This window comes from Catenuloplanes indicus, assembly GCF_030813715.1.
GTDB classification, from domain to species: Bacteria; Actinomycetota; Actinomycetes; order Mycobacteriales; family Micromonosporaceae; genus Catenuloplanes; species Catenuloplanes indicus.
The window spans coordinates 3,959,474-3,979,475 of sequence record NZ_JAUSUZ010000001.1; the positions used below are offsets into that span (position 1 = coordinate 3,959,474).

Here is a 20,002-nt window from a genome sequence, read left to right on the forward strand (position 1 = left end):
TGATCAGCGCGACGAGCACCTTCGGTGCCCCTTCTCGCAATTCGTCATCAGTGAGCCGACTTAGGGCCCGCAGGTGACTGCTCGGCTTGGAACGGCCCAGAAACAAGTAGCGGTACCACCGAAGGCGCCTGGCGCGCCCCGGAGTCGTCCAGAAATCCTCGTCGCTGCTCTCATCCCCGATTACAGCAGCCAAAGCATCTGTCTTGCGCGGCCCGATCTCCCCCTTCTTCCGTCTCGTGTACGCCGCGGTGAAGCGAGACAACATGATGTAGTCAAGATCGAGCGGCGCGGCGAAGAAGATCCGAACGATCGCAGGTGCCGGATGATCGGCCACAGCTCGTCGAGCTTCAGCTCGTCGTGGATGTCGTCAGGTCCGGCGTAGCCGTGCAGGCCGTCGAAAGGATCTACACCGTTGTCGAGGAGTCGCTTGCACGCATCGCGCAGGCGGGCAGGACCAGCTCCCGCGCGCCCGTAGTCGAGGTCCAGCAAGGTCGCGTGTGGGATGCCCAGGTCGTTTAGCAGCTTCCACATATGGTTGGTGTGCCGGCCCCCGAGCGGTACCACGGCGACGAATGACGGGTCGAGGTCAACACCTCGGGCCTGAGCGATTCGGGGGATGACGAGTTGTTCGGTGTCGCCTTCGCCAAGGACGACGAACTTGGCGAAGTACAGCTCGGGGTGTGCACGTACAGCCTCACGGATGTACTTGCCCGCATCAGTGCGGTTCGCAGGCAGGGTGATCGCGTGCACCGAAGCGGTTGCCGGTGCCGGGTCGAGGCGGAAGTAGCGCAGGTCCTCGGGTGCGATGCGGTTCAGCACGCTGGCAGAGTGGCTGGACAGTACGGCCTGCGTCGCACGGGTGACCGCGAGGTTCTGGAGCTGGGTGACGATGCGGGACAGGAAGAATGGTGACAGGTTGTTCTCCGGCTCCTCGACCGCGATAAGGGTCAGGTTCGGCAGTTGGGCGGCGTCCAACGCGAAGTCCGTGGTGTGTCGTCGGTCGCGAACAGCTCCTTCCACGTCCAGCACCGCTGCGGTCAGGGCGAGATGCAGCAGGGATCTCTGCCCGTCGCTGAGCAGCCGGGCCGGTCGCGCCTTCCCGGTCGGGTCGGGCTCGAAGACCAGCTCTGTGTTACGGACCAGCTGATCGAAGTCGCCGTCAAGGAGCCGGAACTTCGGCGCTGCGTGGGTACCCGCGTCGTGGAGTTCCTGCCAGCGTTGCCCTAATGCACCTTCGACTGCGTCGACGACCGGCTCCTCGTCGAATTGCTCGGCCACCTTGCCCGCGTGCTCGCCCACCATGTCGCGAAGGTCTGCCGACCACTGCGCGGCTCGCCATAGCCGACCACGCAGGAAGGCGTTCACCTGGCGGGCGCCGTCTCGCGATGCCGGAATGTAGATCATCTGGATCCGGCTACGTTCCGATGCCGGCAGCGGTGCATAGTCCTGCTCGCCATACTCTTCCGCCATCGTGCTCACCACGATCCGGTTTTCCGTGACCGTGCCGTCCACGGTTCCGTCGTCTTCCCATCTCGCCTCTAGGACGATGCGGACCTTGAAGTCGCCGTCGTCGTTGGCCACCATCCGCGAGAAAAAGTCCGGGACTGCCTGGTGGCTCTCTACTCGCTGCCCAGAAGGGTGGTCTACGCCGTCTTGGTCGAGGTCGTCCTCATCGAGCTCTTCCTCGTCGCCAGCGTCCGCGCCCTCGGTGTCGTCGTCAATGTCGTCGGTGTCCTCTCCGCCGTCGTCATCACCGCCCGAATCATGGTCATCGCCAAGCTCCGGGAAGGCGAGCACTGCCTCGATCGTCAGCTCGCGTACGTCCGGGGTGCCCTCTTCGTTGACCGGGACGTGGAAGTCGTCGATACGAACATCGCGGTCTTGACTGGTGATGCCGAAGAGCCGCAGCAGCGCCTCGCAGGCAGCGGTCTTGCCCGTTCCGTTCGTGCCGATGAACGCGGTGAGGTCGGCACCGAGGTCAATCGTATTCCGGGTCGGCCCGAAGCATTGGAAATTCTTCAGTACCAACGTCTCGATGAACATCTCTCCTCTTTCCAATATCGCATTAGTATGAGGGCGTTGTGCGTCGCGTCGTGTGTAAAAACCCCCGTTCCAGGCAGACGTGAGCTGGGGCAGACACACCGGAGCCAGAAAACCGTCCAGGAAACATTTCCGCGCGATGGCGACCATCGCACGGCGATGCAGATAAGCGGGAACCGCTCGATTCGAACGCTCGCGCCAGCTTCGGCTAAGGAAGGCGCTAGACCGCCTTACGATGGTGGTCCGCAGACGACCTTGGCGTCTCAGTTTGACGGCGAGGTGACTGTTCAGCGGTCTCACCGGTCGGCACGCTGACGACCTGGAGGCTTAGGTCTACATACGGGTTTCGGTGTCGGCGCGTAGCCACAGGCTGCGGTCGTCCGATGTGGTACCCCTGGGCGAAGTCGACGCCGTACTGACGCAGCAACGTGAGGGCGGCGTCGTCTTGGACGTACTCGGCGGCGGTCCGAATACCGAGGGTGCGGCAGAGGTCGACGATGGTGCGAACGATCTCTTGGTCAGCGGCCGAGTTCGGTAGGTCTCGGATGAAGTCTCCATCGATCTTGAGCAGGTCGACGGGAAGGTATTTGAGGTAGGCCAGCGAGGTATACCCGGTGCCGAAGTCGTCGAGGGCGATCTGGCATCCGAGTTCTCGAAGTCCGTTGACGAGTTTGCGGGCTTCAGTGAGGTTAGCGGCGAGCGCGGTCTCTGTTATCTCGAAGGTGATCTGCTCAGGGTTGACGCTGTGACGGGCGATGGCGTCGCGGATGTGGCCGAGCATGCCCGGGTCGGCGAGAGATCGGCCTGACAGATTGAGCTGGTAATGGGTAGTTTGAGGCGTCTGACCGATGAGCCTCATCGCATTGGCGACGACCCACCTGTCCACAGCGATGATTTCGTCGACGTGTTCGGCGAGACTCAGCAGTGCCGTCGGCGGGTGAGGGTCGCCGGCGTTGTCCAGGGTCCGGAGCAGGATCTCGTGGCGTACGACCTGGTTGAGGTTGAGGTCGAGAATCGGCTGGGCATGCAGAGTGAACCGGTCTCCAGCGACGGCGGCTCGCACCCGAGCGCGGACGGTTTCGTGGCGCTGTTCGGCCGAAGGCGTGTCGGTGAGCACGTACAGGGGCTGGTCAGTACGAGTGGCCTGGCGCCACGCGGTCTCTGCGTCGATGAGCAGGTCGGTGGTGGTGATGGGTACGCGGTGGTCGTAGCGAACGAGCCCGCCGTAGGCGTCGAGGCGGACGGCGCCGGCCATGAACCAGCGGTTGCGGAGCCCGTCCAGGATTTCATCGGCGACCGGTCGCGCGACATCGAGAGGGGCATAGGGCATGACGACGCCGTATTCGTGTGGGCCGAGGCGGCCGCAGATGTCTGCGGGGCGAGCGATCTTGGTGATCGTGGCCGCGATGGCTGCAGCCACGTCGCGGTCATGGCCGTCGTGCTCGCCGGAGTTCTGAGTTCGGGTGAGCGGTGGCGCGGTGATGACAAGTAGTGCGCCAGTGCCGGCACGGTGGGCGCGGTCGAGTTCGTCGGCGAACGGCGACGCATCAAGTAAGCCGGTTTCGGCGTCGTGCGAGATGTGACTAACTTCAATGGTGCGGTTACGCCTGGTGATCCGGTCGCGTTCCTGGCGGGCGAGTTCGAGGCGGGTGGCGTCGCGGGTGGTGGCGATGAGCCCATACGGGCTGCCGTCAGCTGTGGTGAGAATTTCTACGAGGCTGTGGGCGTAGATGGTGTTGTTGGCGCGGACTATGCGGAAGGTAAGTTCTACCGCGGTGCCTTGCCGCCACGCGTCGATGACCTGCTTCAGGGTCGCGTCGCGGTCGTCTTCGTGCAGGTGGGAGAGTAGCCGCCATCCAGACGGCTGCCTCTCTCCGGGGGCGTAGCCGAGCAGGATCGACATTTCACCGGACCAGTCCAGATGATGGCGTCGGGCGTCCCAGACGACCACGCCGGTCTTGGCGAGTTGCGCGGCTCGGGAGATCCGTACCACGTCGTCGACCTCTGTGGCGTACGGATCGCGCAGGTCGACATCAGTGGTGATCTCCGGACCTTCGGCAAGACGCCGGGCGTACTCCCGCTGAATTTCATGAACGGCGCGGCGGGCCCGCACCTGCTCCAGCTGGGGCGGGGGCATCTGCGCCGCGCGGCGGATCAGGGCGTCGAGGTTCATGACTTTTCTCCACGGTCCGACCGGGATCCGTCGTCGAGCCCCATCTCTCGCAGAGTGCTGTGGGCCTTGCTCTTGTACTGCTGGACAGTGCTCACTTGCAGGTCCAGTTCCAGGGCGATCTCACGATCGGTGTACTGGTCGAAAACGAGCGCCATCACCTCTCGCTGCCGGAGAGGCAACCGCTGAAGCGCCTGGATGATCAGCTCCTCGACCTCAAGGTCAGTCGACGGTTCGACGCGCAGTTGCTCGTGCGCCTCCTCGAGATCCACCTCGATCCGATTACCGCGTTGCTCGATTACCGTGTTGAGGTGGCGGCGGGCGACCTTGCGGACCCAGGCCATCGGCACGTCGTACTCGCGGACCTGCGCCCATTTACGGAGCGCGACGATGAACGCCTCGTGCACGGCGTCCTCGATCAGCCCGCGATCGGGATGAACTCTCAGCAGGTGCCTGATGATGACCGGACAAGCTTCCCGATAGAAGACCTCATAAGACGTCGAGAGCTCGGCCTCCCATGCTGCGCCGCCGTCGTCGGAGACGACGGCGAGTCCCATGCGGCTCACGCGGGCTCTCCGCCCTGCGCTTCGTAGGCGCCGACCTCGATCACACGCTCACCGTCGAAGTCACGTACATGCGCGCGCACCGGCTGGTTGCTGCCCGCGTGCGCGAGCCGGACCATATCGGTAGACCAGGCAGCGGCGCGGGCTGAGCGCTGCCGCTCCACCCGCAACCGCGTGCGGTGGCCGATGAAGGCACGCAACAGCCGCCCACCGTGCGCCATGGCGAGTGCGGCCAGCACCAGACCACCCGTGGTGGCCGGCCACCCTCCAAGTTCGATCATTCCCCCAGCCCTTCCTGATTCGGTCTCATATAAGACTGGGCTGGCGAGCACTATCCGTGAGTGCCCTCCTCAACACGAATTTTTGCCATGATCAGCTACGAGCCGACCACCAGCAGATATCGGCGAAATTTTGTTCGAAAACTGTTCGAAGACTCAGCCATCCCGACAAACAAAAACTACCTAGAGTTATCATTTGGCGACCCCGTGTCTTGCTCTGCATCGCTGATCTCCGAAGTCAACGAAGGCAAGAGCCTGCCGGGCGTATCCGAGCCCGCGAACAACCCGGTGGAAAGCCGAAACCGACGGCTCAGTCGAAGTCGCCGAGCCGTCGGACTCCAGCCCTGCAAGACATTCCGTCTGCCTGCAAGGCCCATTAGGTCCAGAGTGCACCCTCCGTGAGCCGTACGTGCCAGCGGTCGAGCTTCGTGTTCTGCGCGCTGCTGGTGATCTCGTGGTATCCGTCGCGGTCGCGGACCCACCAGCTGCCGTCATGCCGGACGAAGCCGCGTTCCCGTAGTGACGGCAGGGGCTCTGCGGTGTTGCTCTCGATGTCACGCATCTGGTCGTGGGTGATGAATCGTGGGGTGGTGGTCGGGCCGTCGCCGCTGGTGTGTTCGGGGGTTGTGGCGTTCATGATGGTTCCCCCGTTCAGCGTTCGATCTGCGGCTGGTCGACGGTCGGCGCGATCGGCATCGGTGGCTCGACACCGACCTGCTGTGCGGTCGGCACGACCCGGGCCTGGGCGCTGATCGTGGTGGTGCTCGCGTGAATTTCCGTCTGGACATGGGCGATGAGCAGTTCCCGGCCGACCACGACGGCGGTGCCGCGGGTGACGGTGGTGCGTTCCAGGCGGGTCACGTACGCGAAGTCCGCCTCGACGTCGGGCCCGTCCACCGCCCAGCCGGCACCGGGATCACGTTCCTGGGTGCGTTCGCCCCACAGGTGGGCGGTCTGCCGTTCGCGGTCGACTTGCCAGGCGATGATGACCGCGTCGATCGGGTCGCCGTCGTAGCCGGTACTGGCGGTGATCTCGAAGACGAGCCGACGCTGCTCGCTGGTGAAAACCGCGCTGTCGAGCCATGCGGCGACCTCGCGTGCCTGGTCGGGGTGCTGGAGCAGGTCCGCGATCACGAGGTCTTCGCGGCCGAGCTCGGACGTGATCTCCACGGTGGCCCGGCCGCTGGTGGTGAGGTCGACCGTGCGCTCGTGATCGATCGCGGCGGTCGGCAGAAACACTTCGGTCTGGGCGTCGAGCGCGTCGCTGACCCGCAGCAGGTGCTCGCGGCCGACCGGATCGGTGGTCGTGGCCGCGGCGTCGCGATACGGCGCGGCCCAGTCCGCGGTCTCGCGGGTGAACGCCGCGTCGATGACGATGCGGGTGTAGGTCTGGGCCCGGTAGTGGTCGGGTGCACGCTCGGCGAGTTCGGTCAGCCACTGTTCGCTGACCTCCGGCAGCTCCAGCGTGCTCGCGACGACGGCACGCAGGCGCTCCGGTGGGAGGTCGGCGCCTTCGAGGTCGCGCAGCGCGCTGTAAACGGCGGCGTGGACAGGGTGGCCGAAGTCGCTGCTGGTGAGGTGGTCGCGGATCGAGGGTTGGTCGCCGCCGGCGAGCATGACGCCGAGGACGCCTTGTTCAGCCCGCATGATCAGCTCGGACATCAGGCATTCCCCTTCTTCTGCTCAGCACCTGCGGTACGCACGCCATCGGTCTCTTCCTTGGCGCGGTGTCGGCCGACGGCGGCGTCCGCCAGGCGCATCCTCACGCTGGACTCGTCGAGGCGGGCGTGCTGGACCGGGTCGGTGGCGCGGAGCCAGAGGCCGGGGTCGAACTGCCGGATCCACCAGCCTCCGTCGTGCTTCACGAACTGCGGCAGCCCGTCGCTGTGCGGGACCGCGCGGCCGTCGGCGAGCGCGGCGTCCATGTCCGCCAGGCTCATCTGCAGCCCAGCGACCACGCTCGCGCCGGCGGCTTTCGGCGCCGGTGCGGGGGCCGTGCCGGGTTGTGGTGGTCCGGTCTCGAGCCACCGCTGGCGCAGGCCGGGGTCGGTGTCGGTGAGCTGGCTGGTGGGTTTGTGGCCTACCCGGCAGCCGGGTGCCCAGAAGCTGATCGCGGCCGCGATCGTCTGCCGCAGCTCCCCGTGCCACGACCGGGCAGAGTGCGCAGCACCGTTGTCCGGGGCGTCGTAGACGTGCTCGCGCCACACCTTCAGCGACCGCAGCTCTTCGACGAGCCCGGGGTGCTGCGGCCAGCACAGCGGCAGACGTTCCTCACGGGACAGTTCGTACTGGTCGTACAGCCAGGCGACCCAGGCGACGAGCGCGGCCCATTCGGTGGCCTGGTCGTCGGCGGTCATGTTGTGCCACTCTCGGATCAGCGGCGGCATCTCATCCGTTCCGGGTGGCGTGCTGGTGGAAGCGGGTAGTGCGGGAAGGGTCATCGGGGATCTCCGTCGGTCAAGCCGCCCATCAAATGGCGGGCATCACGGCTGGCTTGGGCATATTCCTTGCGGTGCGGGCTTTCGTAGTGGCGGACCATGCGGGTGCGCACCGGCGGTGTGGTCGCGTGGATGATCAGCGCTTCGCGGCGGGCTTCGTCGAGGGTCCGGATCGCCTCGGGGGGCATGGCTTTGCGGTCGGTGACGGTGGCTTGGACGCTGTGGCCTTGCCGGTTGTGCTGCGGGATGAGCAGGGTTTCGCGGTAGGTGCCGGCGAGGTCGGAGAACGCGGTGAGGTCTTCGCCGGCGAGGCCGCCGAGGGCGATCTTGATGGTGGAGTTCGCCCAGAGCATGCGGCGCCCGACCTGGCCCCAGCGTTCTTCGGCGGCGGCGAGGTTCTGCAGCACGCCGGCGACGAAGATCCCGAACCCGGCCGCGGTCGAGGCGAGTTTCGGCATCCGCGGCAGCGGCACCACGTTGGTCAGCTCGTCGAGGATCAGCCCGAGCGGCGGGTCGAGGCGCCCGTTCGGCGACCGCAACGCGATCCGGCGGGCGGTGGTGATGAGGTGGTCGACGAACGCGGTCACCAGCGGGGCCAGGGATTCGGCTTGGTCTTCGTCGACGAGCAGGTAGATGGTGTCGGTCCCGGAGGCCAGGAATCCCTCCACGTCGAAGGACGTGTGGGCGGGTCCGCAGAACACCGCGCGCGCTGCCTCGCCGAGCAGGCAGCTGGTGCCGGTCTGCACCGTCGTCCACAGGTTCTTCCTGGTCACGTCCGGCTGCCGGTAGAAGCTGTCGAGCATCTCCAGCACCCCAGCTCGCGTCCCCGATGCGTCGCGGAGAAGCTTCAGCGGCTGGTCGTTGGTGTCGTCCAGCGACCAGGCGAGCACGTCGGCCATCGTGCGGCCGGTCAGCGCGGCGGTGTGCAGCCAGGCGGCCATGAGGTTGGTGGCGGTGAGGCCGAAGAATCCGGCGTTGGAGCTGTCGGAGCCGTCGCTGGTCTTTCCGACCTGGATCATGACGTCGGCGCGTTTACGGGCGAGGTCGTAGGAGTCGCAGCCGGCGACCGGTGACCAGGTGAGACGGTGCGGCCATGCGAGTTCTCCGGTCAGCTCCATCACCCACGACCGCCCTCTGCGCAGTGTCGCGGTCGCTTCTAGAACGTCGTGGCGCACGGACGTGACCAGCGCGCAGCCGGGGAACGTGCGCAGCCACGGGATGATCACCTGCGACGTTTTTCCCTGCCGGGGTGCGGCCAGCAGCAGCACCGACGTCTCCAGGCTGGCGAACAACTCCATCCCGCCGTCGGCGCGGCCGAGTTCGACGGCGACGTCCGGCCAGCGCGGTGTGCCGGCCAGGCCGGGCCGCAGCCGGGACGCCCGGCCGAGGACCGCGTTACGGGACATCGTCTTGTCCAGCTGGGCGCGGGAGGCCATCCCGCGCCGCTGCTGCCCGCCCGCGAACATCCGCCACCCGACCGCAGCCAGCACGCCGAGGACGGCGAAGACCATCACGGCGGTGGCGTAGAGACCGGCTGGGCCGGGGAGGAGGTTCCGCGCCGGTGCCGGCCAGGCCTGGCGCGGGTCCTGCCAGGTGCCGGGGATCGCGAAGGCAATGTCGACCGCATCACCGACCGTCACCGCCGGCCACACCCCGGCGAAGACCAGCCCGGCGACCTGGCCGGACAGCCAGGTTCCCACGACCAGCACTCCGATGGCCGCGGCGGCGATGCCGAGGGCGCGGTCGGTGCCGCTGGTCCAGCCGGCGCCGGACATGCGGGTGGTGTTGCCGCTCACCGGCCTACACCGCCATGCGTTCGTTGGTGTAGTACAGCTGCCGCTCGGTCGGGTGGAGGACGACTTGGACGATGCGGGAGTCGGCGCGGCCGATCTTCCACACCGCCCGGCCGATCTGCTCTCCGGACCAGGAGGCGATGTGCGCGCATTCGGTGTCGGTCAGCCCGATCGCGTCCCGGGTCATCGCGAGGGGTGCGGTGTCTTGGGCGAGGCAGATCCGCACGTCGCAGGAGCCGATGAGGTTGCGGGCGATGGCGACTTCGGCGGAGCCTTCGGCGCCGACGGCCTCGAAGTCCGCGAGCCGGTGTGAGGCGAGGAGCTGGATCGTGCCCTGTGCCCGCGACAACCGCAGATCCGAGTCGATCTTCCGGACCATCGCCGGGATCCGCATCGCCCGCCACAGCTCATCCCGGATGACGAGCCGGACGGGGCCGCCGGGGGCGTCGATCGCGGCTTGGCCCCAGGAGGAGACGCAGGCGAGGGTCATGGCCACGGTGTCGTCGCCGCGGTTGTCCAGCCGGGACAGGTCGACGGTCTGGATGTAGGCGTCGAAGTCCATCCGCACCGTCGTGGCCCGGTCGAACAGTCCGGCGAGGGAGCCCTGGACCATGTTCCCGAGCGCGTCGGCGGCCGGGCGGATCATCTCCCGCAGCTCCGCCACGTCCCCCTCCCGGACACGGAGTTCGCCGGCCATCTCGGGGGTGGGGTCGCGCAGCAGCGCCCACACCTGCGGAATGGTCGGGTCGGTGAGGTGGGTGTTGCCCGTGGCCTGCCCGGAGGCGTACTGGATCGCCAGAGACAGCGCGGCCTCTTCCGTGGGGTCGAGGGCGCGGCCGAGCCGCACCACCAGCAGCGACCCGAGCAGGGTCAGGCGCCGGCGGTGGATTTCGGCGAGGCGCTCGCGCAGCTCGTCACCGCCTGCCGGGAGGTTCTGGCCGAGCGGTCCGGCATCGAGGGGGTTGAGCCGGGCCGGGAGGCCAGGGCCGAGTTCGACCGGCTCGACGCCGAGCGCCCGCGCGAGGGGCGCGTATTCGTTCTTCAGGTCGCCGACGACGAACGCTTTGACGCCGTAGCGCATCAGCCGGTGCGCGATCGCCTTGATCGTCGCGGACTTCCCGGAGCCGGGGACGCCGGTGATGAGCATGTTCGGGTTGGAGATCAGGCCGCGGCGCAGCCACTCGATCGGATGCACACTGAACGCCCCACCGGACAGGCAGTCGACCCCGAGGTACGCGCCGACCGGCGGCATCGACGCCCCATACAGCCACGGATACAAGCCCTGCACCTGCCCGGACGAGCCCCGGAACGTCGGCACAGCCGGGACGATCGGTGCCCGGCCGCCGAACGGGCGGGCCCAGCCGCGCTGCGGCGGGACCGGCTCGGCCGAGACCCGCTCCCCGCGCCGGGCGCGCCGGCGCGGGGCCGCCGGTGTGGCCTGGTCGGGGGTGGTGAACACGTCGGACAGGTCGGCGATCGGCAGGGCGGTGTTCTTGCGGCGTAGACGCATGGCGCTACCACCGCTTCCGAGGGAGACCCATGCCGACGGGCAGAGCGGACATCGCGAAGCCGACATCCTGTGCCATCCACATCCGGCGTAGCTCGATGCGCGCGGCTGCGGCGTCGGCTTCGAGTTCGGCGCAGGCGTCTTCGAGCAGGTGCGGGTCGGTGACGGTGACGGTGACGTAGCCGGTGAACCGGACCAAGCCGTGCCCGGCGGCGCGTTCGGCGTCCTGATGGCGGGCGCGGTCGAGAGCCTGCTGCTCATGCTCCGGAACGATCTGGCCGGTCTTCTGCCGCATCCGCACCGCAACGTTCCGCGCGGTCCGCTCCCTCATCACCTCGCGCTCGGCGTCGCGCGGGCCGAGCGGCTCGAAGTGCAGGGAGAACGCGCGCCGGTGCGCGCCTTCACCGAGCAGCGGCGCGAGGGCGGTGGCATAGACCTCGGTGCGAGGCCAGTCATGCACCCAGAACGTCGCCGAGACCGCGCCGTCGTGGACGTAACTACCCGCGTTCGCGATCGCCGCCGCCGGACCCGCCAGCGCCGGATCGGCACCGGCGGGCAGGCCGTCGTCGAGATCGGCGGTGGTGGCGCGACGCTCCGCGAGCGCCCGGACGGAGTGCGGGTCGTAGGCGACCCGGATGACCTCGGCCATCTCCCGCGGAGCCAGCCACGCCTCGATCTGCAGGTCAGCGCCCGAGATTGAAGACGCCAGCGCCCGGACCTGCCGGGCCAGCACTGCGGCGGCGCCGACGGTGCCGCCGCCGGCCTGGCGGATCGCCCGGCTCGCGCGCCGGTGGTCCATGGTGAACGCGAGGAACGCCTCCCGGTGGGAGGTCGCCAGGATCGCGGAGCCGAGCAGCCCGCCGGTGATCTCCGCGGTCACCGCCGGGGCGTGCGGGTCGGAGTGTTCGGTGTGCCAGCGGCGCAGCGCCGCCCCGGACTCCGGCAGCAGCCGCTGCAACGCCTGGATCCGCACGATCGGCCCGCCCTCGGTACACAGGCCGGCCAGCAGGCTCCCCCAGCCGGAAACGCGCTGGTCACGGCGGGCGGTGTCCACCAGGCCGATCCCGGGATACCGGACCCGGGCGACCGCGGTGTAGGTGCGCTCGTGCCGGTGATGGATCACCGCGAACGGCTCCCCGCCCGGCATCTGCCCTTCCAGGATTTGGACCGGGGCGAGGATGCCGGGCAGGTCCTGCGGGCGCGGCGCGGTGGGGGCGGTGCGGGCGGGTGGGGTGAACGCGGCGGAGGCGAACTTGTGCTGGCCTTGGATGCGGATCGTGGTGTAGGAGACGGCGGCGGTCGCCCATTCGTCCATGGTTCGGCCGCCGACGCGCAGGAACGCCAGGATCGCGCACACGGCGGCGATCGGCCAGGTGATCGCGCCGAGGCTGGCGTCGGCGACGGCTAGGGGCCAGATCGCGCCGAGGACCGCGACGGCGAGCATCGTGAACCGCTGCCCGGACATCCCGTACAGGAACGCGACCCGCTCGGGCTGCCAGCCGAAGAACGTCCGGGCGCGCACCGCCTGCGGCCGTGAAGAAGATGTGGTTGTCACAGCGGGCCTTTCTGATCGTCAACAGCAGGAGTCGGCGGGCGCACCGGCCTGATCGGCGGCGCGACCGGCGCCGGCGTGTCGGCTTCCGGAGTACGCGGCGCCGGGATGCGAGGTGGCTCCGGCGGAGCGCTTTCCGGCAGCACCGTCCCGGCCGTGGGTGCTGCCGCTGGCGCAGCCGACGCCGGTGCCGATCCGGGTGCCGGCGATGCAGCAGCCGGAGAATCTGCTGCCGGGGCGGGCTCGGACGGCGCCGGTATCGCGGATGCGGGCGTGTCGCTCGGGCTGGGCGCCGGGACGGAGGCCGGTGGAAGCGGTGTGTCCGCGGCCGGCGTGGCGGTTGCGGAACTCGCCGGAGCCGTCTGCTCGGGCACCGCAGCAGGCTGTGCGGATGCGCTCCCTGTCTCGGGCGCCGGCTCCGGTGCGCTCGGCACGTGGCCGGATGGCGTCTGCGGGTCTGCGGGTGTCGAGGACGCCGATGCTCCAGCCGCGCTGGCAGGCAAGGGTGCCGGGGCCGGGCTGGTCGGCGCAGGACCGGCGGGAACCGGAGGCGGCCCTGATGGTCCGCCCGGCCGGGCAGGCGCGGTGCGGGTCGGGATCGGGCCGCGCGAGTAGCCCGCGGGGTGCGGGTATGGGGAGACGCCGCCGAGGCCGGCGTGCCCGGCGGTCTGCTCCATGCGGCCCATCAGGCTGTTCGCCGCTTTCTGCGCCAGCGCCAGCCCGGCCGCCGCGACCGTCAACGCACCCGCCCCAGCAGCAGCCGGACCACCAGCCGCCGCACCGCCCGCACTGGTCGCGCCCGCGCCGGCACCGGCGGCGGTGCGGCTGGACACGGCGGACATGGTGCGTTCGGCTGCGGCTTGCCCGAACTGGTCTGGGTCGACTCCGGCTGGGCCGGCCGCGCGGGCTCCGGCGGCGTCGGCGGCGCGGTTGGCGCCCGCGCCGAGCATCGACGCCAGGCCGGTCGGTCCGCCGGTGTGGATCGTCATGAAGGTGAAGAATCGGCCGATCGCGGGCCAGGCCAGCACGGCGAGGAGCAGGATGAGCAGGCCGGCCAGGACGGTGACGAGGTCGTCGCCGTCGTTCGTCTCGGTCGCGCCGGCGATGGAGAAGCCGAGCATCATCACCAGCGCGATCGCCGGTTTCAGCAGGATCAGCCGGATTGTCGCCGAGACGAGGGTGGGCCACCAGCCGCGGGTCGCGTCTGACATCTGCCCGACCGCGGAGATCGGGGAGGTGGCGATCAGGACGGCGACTGCGGCGTTGCGCAGCAGCAGCTCGAACCACAGCACCCCGGTCAGCACGATCCCGATCAGCGCCAGGATCAGCAGCAGCGCCCCCGTCATCGACGTCGACGCCGAGGAATACTCGAAGACCCCGGTGAGCTTGTCCCGCAGCCCTTCGGTGGAGCCGAAACCGCGTTCGATGATGAACACCGTGATCTCGTCGGCCGCGACCAGCGCGGTCCCGGCGACGGTGAGCGTGGCCATGAACGCGACCACTGCTTTGCCGATTCCGAGCAGCCCTTGGGCCAGGCCGGAGCCGTCGTGGGTGATCGCGGTCCGGGCGATCTGGAACAGCAGCAGCATCGCGGCGACCAGCGCGGCGATCCCGAGGGAGATCCCGTAGACCTGCTGCACACCGGCCGAGGACAGATCGACCGGCGGGAACGCGACGAACGCTTTGGCGAACCCTTCGAGCATCGCTACGGCCGCGTCGGCGAATGACCGGCACACCGTCTCCCACGCCGAGGCTGCAGCACCGCCGACGACGTCCTCGACCGCGTCTTCGACGCAGGTGGTCGGAGCGGTGATGACGCAGTCCAGAAGCACGGCTTGGATGCGGCCGCTCATTGGGTGAAGTCCAGCCAGCCGGCCGCTTTCGCCTGCGCGCTGCCGGGCTGGACCCGCAGCTCGGTGTACTCCGGGGCGCCGTCCGGGCGGGCGGTGACCTTCCAGTCCCCGTCGTGCCAGACCATGTCGGCCGGGATCAACGCGAGCCGGCTTTGCGTGCCCGCCACCGGCGTGCTGGTCACCATGTAGCCGAGGGTCAGCACCGTCACCCGGTCCGCGGAGACGTCCCGTAGCTGGTAGGCGTTGATGCCCAGGGTCGCCGATACGCCTTGCGGCACAGGGCCGGACAGCGGAGCTCCGAGCAACTCGCGCAGGCCTATCGCACCGTCGCGGAACACCTGATCGCTGCCGAGCGAGCCGTCACTCATCACCCGGCCGATCTCCACCGCCCGGTCCAGATCGAGGTTGGAGGAGAACAGCGTCGTGTACTCGATCGCCGCCGACACCGCCCCGGCCAGCTCGTGCGGATAGCCCACCGGCACGTCGTCCACCCGCCGGCCTGCCGGCACCAGCCGCAGCGGCCCGCCGCCCGGCGCAGGGTCCTCGACCACGCCGTCCTCGTGGGCCGGCTCGGAGGCCGACGCCGATGATGCGGTCGGCGGGGCTTCGGCCGCCGGGCCGCCGGCCGGAGTGCCACCGGCCAGGGCGGCGCCGGCGACCGCGGCCGTGGCGGCGACCGCGATCAGCACCCCGGCCGCCACCCACCACCGCCCTGGGCCGGGAGCGGTCAGGAACGTGTTGTGCCCGGTCATGGGTCAGCCGACCGCGCTGAAGACGTTGTTGACCATCGGGATCGCGATCGCCGCCGCGACGGTCGCGGCGCCGGATATCAGGAACGCGCGCTTGCCTTTCTGGTTCTCCTCCGGCCGGTGCGACAGCGCACCCCAGGCCATGTAGCCGGCCGAGGCGAGCGCGATCGCGCCGCAGATACCGAGCACGCCCCACTTCAGGTAGGCGAACAGCAGCTCGACCCCCTGTGCGCCGCCGGTCGGGTCGATCGGGGCGGGGTTCGGCACGTCCAGCGGGACCAGCGCGACCAATTCAGGCAGAAGGATCATGGGGAACACCTCGCGATCAAGGCGCAGCAGACCTACCCGAAACGGCACGCCACCTGCGGTTTTCGCTACAGCGAACGCTGTGGGTCGACAGCGTACGTTCCTTGATCACTTTCCTGTCAACTGTGGCGAACAAAAATGTTGTCGCGCCTGTTTGCGTTCGCTGCAGCGAAACGGCAAGCTCACAGCGATGAACGGGCAGCCGGACGGCGCCGCCGCATCGCCGGACGACGGCGCCCGCGGCTTACTCGCCGCGCGCCTGAACAAGCTGTTCGCCGAAAAGAAGCGCCCGGACGGCCAGGAGTACAGCTACCGCGAGGTCTCTGAGGCGATCAACGCCGCCGCCGGCGAGAAGGCCATATCCGGCAACTACATCTGGCAGCTGCGCAAAGGCGAGCGCCGCGAGCCGTCCGCGCGCCGGCTGAAGCTGCTCGCCGACTTCTTCAACGTCGAGATCGGCTACTTCACCGGCCCGGAACCCGGCGCCGATGGGCGCGATGAGGACACGCGGTTCGTGACCGCGCTGCGCGACGCGGGCGTGCGGGATATCGCGCTGCGCGCGCACGGGCTGTCGGACGCGAGCAAGGCGACGATCCTGCAGATGATCGAGATGGCGCGTAAGGCCGAAGGGCTCGGGTCGCCGCCTGAAGCGTGATCAGGCTGCGCGTTGTAGCAGGTCAGGGTTGCTGTTCGGGTGCAACGTCGAAGATTTCACAGCGCACCCTATTTCGCTTGGCCGCCCGGTTCGGCGCGTTTTAGGCTGCCCCGCGCGATCGGACTCGATCGCGGATGAAACGTGGCGAAATCTCCCGGCGGCCGGTCGCAGACCGCCGGGACGCGTGGCAGGAGCACTCACGGGGATGCGGCACGACAACCGGATACGGCGGCGGTGCGCACGCGTCCTCGCGGACCTCGACATCCCTCAGCCGTTCGACTTCGACGTCTTCTGCGCGCACGTGGCTCACACGCGTGACCGGCCGCTGTATGTCCATCCGCTGCCGAAGCCACTCACCCCGGCACACCCCTACGGTGCGACCCTGCGCACGAGGACCGCCGATCACATCTTCGTCGAGCAGGCCACCAGCGCCTGGCACCGGACCGTGATCGGCTGCCACGAGGTCTCTCACCTACTCCTCGGCCACCATGGCGTGCTGACCGATCTCGTCTCCGCGCTCGCACCGAGCCTCGACCCGACCACCATCGACGCCCTCCTCGCCCGGCAGAGCTACGACACGGTGCACGAGCAGGAAGCCGAGACGTTGGCCGGCATGATCCTCAACCTCGCCTACCCGCTGCCGGTACAGCCGCGTCAGCCGGTCGGTGAGCACGTGCTGACGCACCGGCTTGCCGACACGCTCGGCCTGCCGGACGAGCGGGTCACATGAACGCCCTCGACGCCGTCGTCCTGGTCTTCCTCTGGGCCGCGGTGCTGGTCCGGCTGCCGGGTGCGGCACATGACCGGCGGCGGCGGATCCTGTGGCTGGCGTTCACCGCGATGGCGATCGCGGTCAGCGCCCGCACGCCCACTGTCGCCGGACTCATCGACCAGCACACCGGCTGGCCCGGCACGTCCGTGCTAGTCGGCCACGCCTTCACGGTGCTCGCCGCGACCGGGGCGTTCGAGTTCGTCACCGACCTGCGCGAAACCGTCCGCATCCGCCTGCCCCGCCTGGACATCTGGCTGCTGATCGCCGCGATCACCGTCCTCGCCCTCACCGTGCTCTTCTTCCAAATCCCTCCACCACCCGAAGGCCTGTTCATCGACCGGGCACCCGGCCAGGTCCTGCCGACGCTGTATCTGGTGCTGTTCACCACGCACCTCGGCTTCGCCATGGGCGCCATCGGCACCCTCCACGCCGGCGCCCTCATCACCTCCCGCCGCACCGCACCGCCCTGGATCCGCACCGGATTCGCCCTCAATGCGGCCGGCGGCATCACCGGCATCGCCTACGCCACCAGCGTCGACAGCTATCTGCTCTACCGGCTCACCGCACCCGGCCTCGGCCTCGGCCTCGGCGACACCACCGTCCTCGCCCTGCTCGACCCCCTCGAAGCCGTCGCGATCCTGCTCATCGCCGCCGGTCACGGCGTCCCCGCGATCCCCGCCGCACTCGGCACCGCCCGGCAATGGCTCACCCTCCTCCAGCTCCGGCCGCTCTGGGCGGCGCTGACCAAAGCCCACCCGGACGTCGTGTTCGGCGAGCGCCCGTCGCTGCTCGACGACCTCACCGACCGGCACGCCCTGCGCTACCGGCTCATCCGCCGCACGATCGAGATCCGCGACGCCACCCTGCACCTGCGCGGGCATGTCGACGACGACACCCGTCGACGCCTCACCGCGGCGTTCGCCACCATCGGCTGCCCTCGCCGCCGCGCCGCGGCGACCGAAGCCGCGTTCATCCGCCTCGCCCTGCACACCCACCACCTCGGCCGCGCCCCGGCACCCCGCCCGGACTACGTCCCGCCCGGTGGCCACGACCCTGACACCGAGGCTGCCTGGCTGCGCACCGTCAGCGCCGCCTACCTCCGCCCCGCCACCCGCCGCACCGCTACCGCCCACGCCTCACAGCGGCGCGCCACACCGCGCATCCCCACCCAGCGCCGTTCGCTGTAGTTGACAGCCGAGCATGATCATCCCGTAGAGTCCCGCCACGCCAGCCTGTTCGCTACAGCGAACAGCGGATGGATGCGGGAGGCGATATGGCGGGCGCGATCATAAAACGGCTCGTCGTCGCGGCCGCGTCCCTGCCGATGATCGCGGCCCTCGGCATCGCCGTCGCCAGCTCCGGCGCCGGCGTACTCGACCCACAGGCCGCCGCGTGCGTCATCACGCCATCCGATTCGGCCAGCACCGGCGGATCGCCGATCAGCCTCGCGGATCTCACCGGCACCCAGCTGGCCAACGCGAAGATCATCTACACAGTCGGGGCCGAGCGGAACCTGCCCCACCGGGCTGGCGTCATCGCGCTCGCCACGGCCATGCAGGAGTCGAAGCTCTACAACCTCGCCGTCGCCGTCGACCACGACAGCCTCGGCCTGTTCCAGCAACGCCCCAGCTCCGGATGGGGCACACCCGCGCAGATCCTCGACCCGGTCTACGCGACGAACAAGTTCTACGACAAACTCATCACCATCGAGAACTGGCAGACGCTACCGGTCACCGTCGCCGCCCAGCGCGTCCAGCGCAGCGCCTACCCGGACGCTTACGCGCAGTGGGAAGCTCTCGCCACCGACCTGGCCGCGAGCCTCGCCGCCGGGCTCGGCCGGGACACCACCTGCGCCCCGGCCGTTACCGGCGAATGGGTCCGGCCGGTCAACGCGCCGGTCGGCTCGGGTTTCCGCACCGACAGCCGGCCCGACCACGACGGCGTCGACCTCTCCGGGGCCCGCGGCACCGTCATCGTCGCCGCTTCCGCCGGTACCGTCCTCGTCGTCACCTGCAACATCGTCCCCGCCAGCCACGGCTGCAATCAAGACGGCTACCCCGGCCTCATCGGCTGCGGCTGGTACACCGACATCCAACATGCAGGCGGCATCATCACCCGCTACTGCCACATGCTCACCCGCCCCAACGTCACCGCCGGCCAACACGTCACCGCGGGCCAGCCGATCGGTCTCATGGGCAGCAGCGGGAACTCCTCCGGCCCTCACCTGCACTTCGAGATCCACCTCAACAGCGACCGCTCGTCACAATCAGCAGTCGACCCCGTGCCGTTCATGCGATCCGTCGGTGTCGAACTCTGAGTGACCGACCGAGCGGCTGGAGCGCGATGGCGGGCAGCAGACCCGCTGCGGCGACGACGGCGACAGCGACCGGATCCAGGGTCACTGGGGCGGTGGCCAGCGGTGATGCGGTCACCACGATCCTGTCGCCCATCGCCGCAGCCGCCGCGGTCGTATACAGCGCCGCGCCGGGTGGCACGGGGCGTCGCGATGCGCGCGCAGCTGGCCGCGGCGCCGGGCTGGAGGCGGTCACCAGCCACCGGCCAAGGTGGCGTTGAAGGCGGCGGCAGCCGCGAGGATCGAGAGCCCGAAGAAGTCCTGTGCACGGTTGTACCTGGCGAACTTCTTTGCGTTGGCCTGCGACAGGTGTGCGGTCTCGGTGACCGCTTCCTCCAGCTGCCGCTCCAGGTCACCGGCGATCTCGATCGTCCGGCGCATCAGGTCCTCGGCCGGTATGGCGTCGGCGAGGAAGCCGGTTCGGGTGTTCACGGTGGCCTGCATGACGGCTTTGAGGTGCCACATCGTCCAGCCGATCAGCATCGTCCACCCGGCGGTGAGTACGCGGGTACCCGGCTGGGTGGGTAGGCCCTGCAGCATCATGAGAGGCACCGCAGCGGTTAGCGCGGCCGCGACGAAGCCGCCGAGCACGGCGGCTTTGAGCTCCGGACGCGCGCTGAGCGCCCGGGCGGCGACGAGCCGCGGCGTGATCCACGCCAGCCGCAGCACCGCAGGGGCAGGCGCGCTGTCTCCTGTCACCGGAACGTGGAGCGCGGTGCCAGTGCGGGCCGGGACGTGAGCCGGCGAGCGGCGGGCCGTGGTGTGCAAGACCGCGGCCGCGATGCACCCTCCGGCCACCGCGCCGGCCAGAAGGAGCCATGGCTCGGCGGCTGCACCGCGGCGTCCGGCGGCCGGTGGCGCGGGCGAATATTGCTGATGCGGGATGGGCACGCGTGTGATCTCCGGACGGAATGCGCTGCCGGTCACCGGTGTGGGCACGACCGGCAGCGTGAGCGGGGTGGTGGCGGGATGC

General features: G+C 69.3%; 18 protein-coding genes. 4 read left to right on the forward strand and 14 right to left on the reverse strand.

The features are described from left to right. Positions 1-180 precede the first annotated feature (180 nt). From J2S42_RS17795 to J2S42_RS17855, 13 genes are all read right to left on the reverse strand, one after another. Complete coding sequence (locus J2S42_RS17795; RefSeq protein WP_307240578.1) at positions 181-2,043, reverse strand: ATP-dependent nuclease; 1,863 nt, start codon at positions 2,041-2,043, stop codon at positions 181-183. 217 nt (positions 2,044-2,260) lie between these two features. After that, positions 2,261-4,213, reverse strand: coding sequence for an EAL domain-containing protein (locus J2S42_RS17800; protein WP_307240580.1), 1,953 nt, complete (start codon positions 4,211-4,213; stop codon positions 2,261-2,263). Further along, positions 4,210-4,767, reverse strand: a complete 558-nt coding sequence (locus J2S42_RS17805; protein WP_307248827.1) for an RNA polymerase sigma factor — start codon at positions 4,765-4,767, stop codon at positions 4,210-4,212. Before J2S42_RS17805 ends, J2S42_RS17800 begins: the two co-directional genes overlap by 4 nt. 5 nt (positions 4,768-4,772) lie before the next feature. Continuing rightward, positions 4,773-5,054: a hypothetical protein gene (locus tag J2S42_RS17810; RefSeq protein WP_307240582.1), complete on the reverse strand. Its 282-nt coding sequence runs from the start codon at positions 5,052-5,054 to the stop codon at positions 4,773-4,775. 373 nt (positions 5,055-5,427) lie between these two features. Next, positions 5,428-5,688 carry a hypothetical protein gene (locus J2S42_RS17815; RefSeq protein WP_307240584.1) on the reverse strand — a complete coding sequence of 87 codons (261 nt, stop codon included), beginning with the start codon at positions 5,686-5,688 and terminating at the stop codon, positions 5,428-5,430. 14 nt (positions 5,689-5,702) lie between these two features. Then, positions 5,703-6,713, reverse strand: a complete 1,011-nt coding sequence (locus tag J2S42_RS17820; RefSeq protein ID WP_307240586.1) for a DnaB-like helicase N-terminal domain-containing protein — start codon at positions 6,711-6,713, stop codon at positions 5,703-5,705. Further along, entirely contained in the window at positions 6,713-7,408 is a 696-nt protein-coding gene (locus J2S42_RS17825; RefSeq protein ID WP_307240588.1) for a hypothetical protein, read from the reverse strand. Before J2S42_RS17825 ends, J2S42_RS17820 begins: the two co-directional genes overlap by 1 nt. 80 nt (positions 7,409-7,488) lie before the next feature. After that, the gene (locus J2S42_RS17830; RefSeq protein ID WP_307240590.1) at positions 7,489-9,285 is read right to left on the reverse strand and encodes a type IV secretory system conjugative DNA transfer family protein; all 1,797 of its coding nucleotides are present in this window, start codon (positions 9,283-9,285) and stop codon (positions 7,489-7,491) included. 4 nt (positions 9,286-9,289) lie between these two features. Beyond that, positions 9,290-10,792, reverse strand: coding sequence for a VirB4 family type IV secretion system protein (locus J2S42_RS17835; RefSeq protein WP_307240592.1), 1,503 nt, complete (start codon positions 10,790-10,792; stop codon positions 9,290-9,292). A 4-nt stretch (positions 10,793-10,796) separates the two neighbouring features. Beyond that, positions 10,797-12,311 carry an SCO6880 family protein gene (locus tag J2S42_RS17840; protein WP_307240594.1) on the reverse strand — a complete coding sequence of 505 codons (1,515 nt, stop codon included), beginning with the start codon at positions 12,309-12,311 and terminating at the stop codon, positions 10,797-10,799. A 29-nt stretch (positions 12,312-12,340) separates the two neighbouring features. Next, positions 12,341-14,194: a hypothetical protein gene (locus J2S42_RS17845; protein WP_307240596.1), complete on the reverse strand. Its 1,854-nt coding sequence runs from the start codon at positions 14,192-14,194 to the stop codon at positions 12,341-12,343. Next, the gene (locus J2S42_RS17850) at positions 14,191-14,946 is read right to left on the reverse strand and encodes a DUF8175 domain-containg protein (protein ID WP_307240598.1); all 756 of its coding nucleotides are present in this window, start codon (positions 14,944-14,946) and stop codon (positions 14,191-14,193) included. The genes J2S42_RS17845 and J2S42_RS17850 overlap by 4 nt, the downstream gene beginning before the upstream one ends. Before the next feature lie 3 nt (positions 14,947-14,949). Next, positions 14,950-15,252, reverse strand: coding sequence for a hypothetical protein (locus tag J2S42_RS17855; RefSeq protein WP_307240600.1), 303 nt, complete (start codon positions 15,250-15,252; stop codon positions 14,950-14,952). A gap of 187 nt (positions 15,253-15,439) precedes the next feature. Here J2S42_RS17855 and J2S42_RS17860 point away from each other — a divergent pair, with 187 nt between their 5' ends. From J2S42_RS17860 to J2S42_RS17875, 4 genes are all read left to right on the forward strand, one after another. Then, entirely contained in the window at positions 15,440-15,904 is a 465-nt protein-coding gene (locus tag J2S42_RS17860; RefSeq protein WP_307240602.1) for a helix-turn-helix domain-containing protein, read from the forward strand. A gap of 205 nt (positions 15,905-16,109) precedes the next feature. Continuing rightward, positions 16,110-16,634: a hypothetical protein gene (locus tag J2S42_RS17865; protein ID WP_307240604.1), complete on the forward strand. Its 525-nt coding sequence runs from the start codon at positions 16,110-16,112 to the stop codon at positions 16,632-16,634. Next, on the forward strand, positions 16,631-17,863 hold the full coding sequence (locus tag J2S42_RS17870; RefSeq protein ID WP_307240606.1) for an MAB_1171c family putative transporter: 1,233 nt from the start codon (positions 16,631-16,633) through the stop codon (positions 17,861-17,863). The genes J2S42_RS17865 and J2S42_RS17870 overlap by 4 nt, the downstream gene beginning before the upstream one ends. A gap of 86 nt (positions 17,864-17,949) precedes the next feature. Further along, a complete protein-coding gene (locus tag J2S42_RS17875; RefSeq protein ID WP_442320103.1) occupies positions 17,950-18,993 on the forward strand; it encodes a M23 family metallopeptidase in 1,044 nt (347 codons plus the stop codon). A 228-nt stretch (positions 18,994-19,221) separates the two neighbouring features. Here the strand turns inward: J2S42_RS17875 and J2S42_RS17880 are convergent, their stop codons facing one another. Then, positions 19,222-19,968: a hypothetical protein gene (locus J2S42_RS17880; RefSeq protein WP_307240610.1), complete on the reverse strand. Its 747-nt coding sequence runs from the start codon at positions 19,966-19,968 to the stop codon at positions 19,222-19,224. Between the last annotated feature and the right edge of the window lie 34 nt (positions 19,969-20,002).

Excerpts from the sequence above, each read along its gene's own strand:
- J2S42_RS17795 (WP_307240578.1), bottom strand. The coding sequence starts at position 2,043 with ATGTTCATCGAGACGTTGGTACTGAAGAATTTCCAATGCTTCGGGCCG.
- J2S42_RS17800 (WP_307240580.1), bottom strand. The coding sequence starts at position 4,213 with ATGAACCTCGACGCCCTGATCCGCCGCGCGGCGCAGATGCCCCCGCCC.
- J2S42_RS17805 (WP_307248827.1), bottom strand. The coding sequence starts at position 4,767 with ATGGGACTCGCCGTCGTCTCCGACGACGGCGGCGCAGCATGGGAGGCC.
- J2S42_RS17810 (WP_307240582.1), bottom strand. The coding sequence starts at position 5,054 with ATGATCGAACTTGGAGGGTGGCCGGCCACCACGGGTGGTCTGGTGCTG.
- J2S42_RS17815 (WP_307240584.1), bottom strand. The coding sequence starts at position 5,688 with ATGAACGCCACAACCCCCGAACACACCAGCGGCGACGGCCCGACCACC.
- J2S42_RS17820 (WP_307240586.1), bottom strand. The coding sequence starts at position 6,713 with ATGTCCGAGCTGATCATGCGGGCTGAACAAGGCGTCCTCGGCGTCATG.
- J2S42_RS17825 (WP_307240588.1), bottom strand. The coding sequence starts at position 7,408 with ATGACCGCCGACGACCAGGCCACCGAATGGGCCGCGCTCGTCGCCTGG.
- J2S42_RS17835 (WP_307240592.1), bottom strand. The coding sequence starts at position 10,792 with ATGCGTCTACGCCGCAAGAACACCGCCCTGCCGATCGCCGACCTGTCC.
- J2S42_RS17845 (WP_307240596.1), bottom strand. The coding sequence starts at position 14,194 with ATGAGCGGCCGCATCCAAGCCGTGCTTCTGGACTGCGTCATCACCGCT.
- J2S42_RS17850 (WP_307240598.1), bottom strand. The coding sequence starts at position 14,946 with ATGACCGGGCACAACACGTTCCTGACCGCTCCCGGCCCAGGGCGGTGG.
- J2S42_RS17855 (WP_307240600.1), bottom strand. The coding sequence starts at position 15,252 with ATGATCCTTCTGCCTGAATTGGTCGCGCTGGTCCCGCTGGACGTGCCG.
- J2S42_RS17860 (WP_307240602.1), top strand. The coding sequence starts at position 15,440 with ATGAACGGGCAGCCGGACGGCGCCGCCGCATCGCCGGACGACGGCGCC.
- J2S42_RS17865 (WP_307240604.1), top strand. The coding sequence starts at position 16,110 with ATGCGGCACGACAACCGGATACGGCGGCGGTGCGCACGCGTCCTCGCG.
- J2S42_RS17870 (WP_307240606.1), top strand. The coding sequence starts at position 16,631 with ATGAACGCCCTCGACGCCGTCGTCCTGGTCTTCCTCTGGGCCGCGGTG.
- J2S42_RS17875 (WP_442320103.1), top strand. The coding sequence starts at position 17,950 with ATGGCGGGCGCGATCATAAAACGGCTCGTCGTCGCGGCCGCGTCCCTG.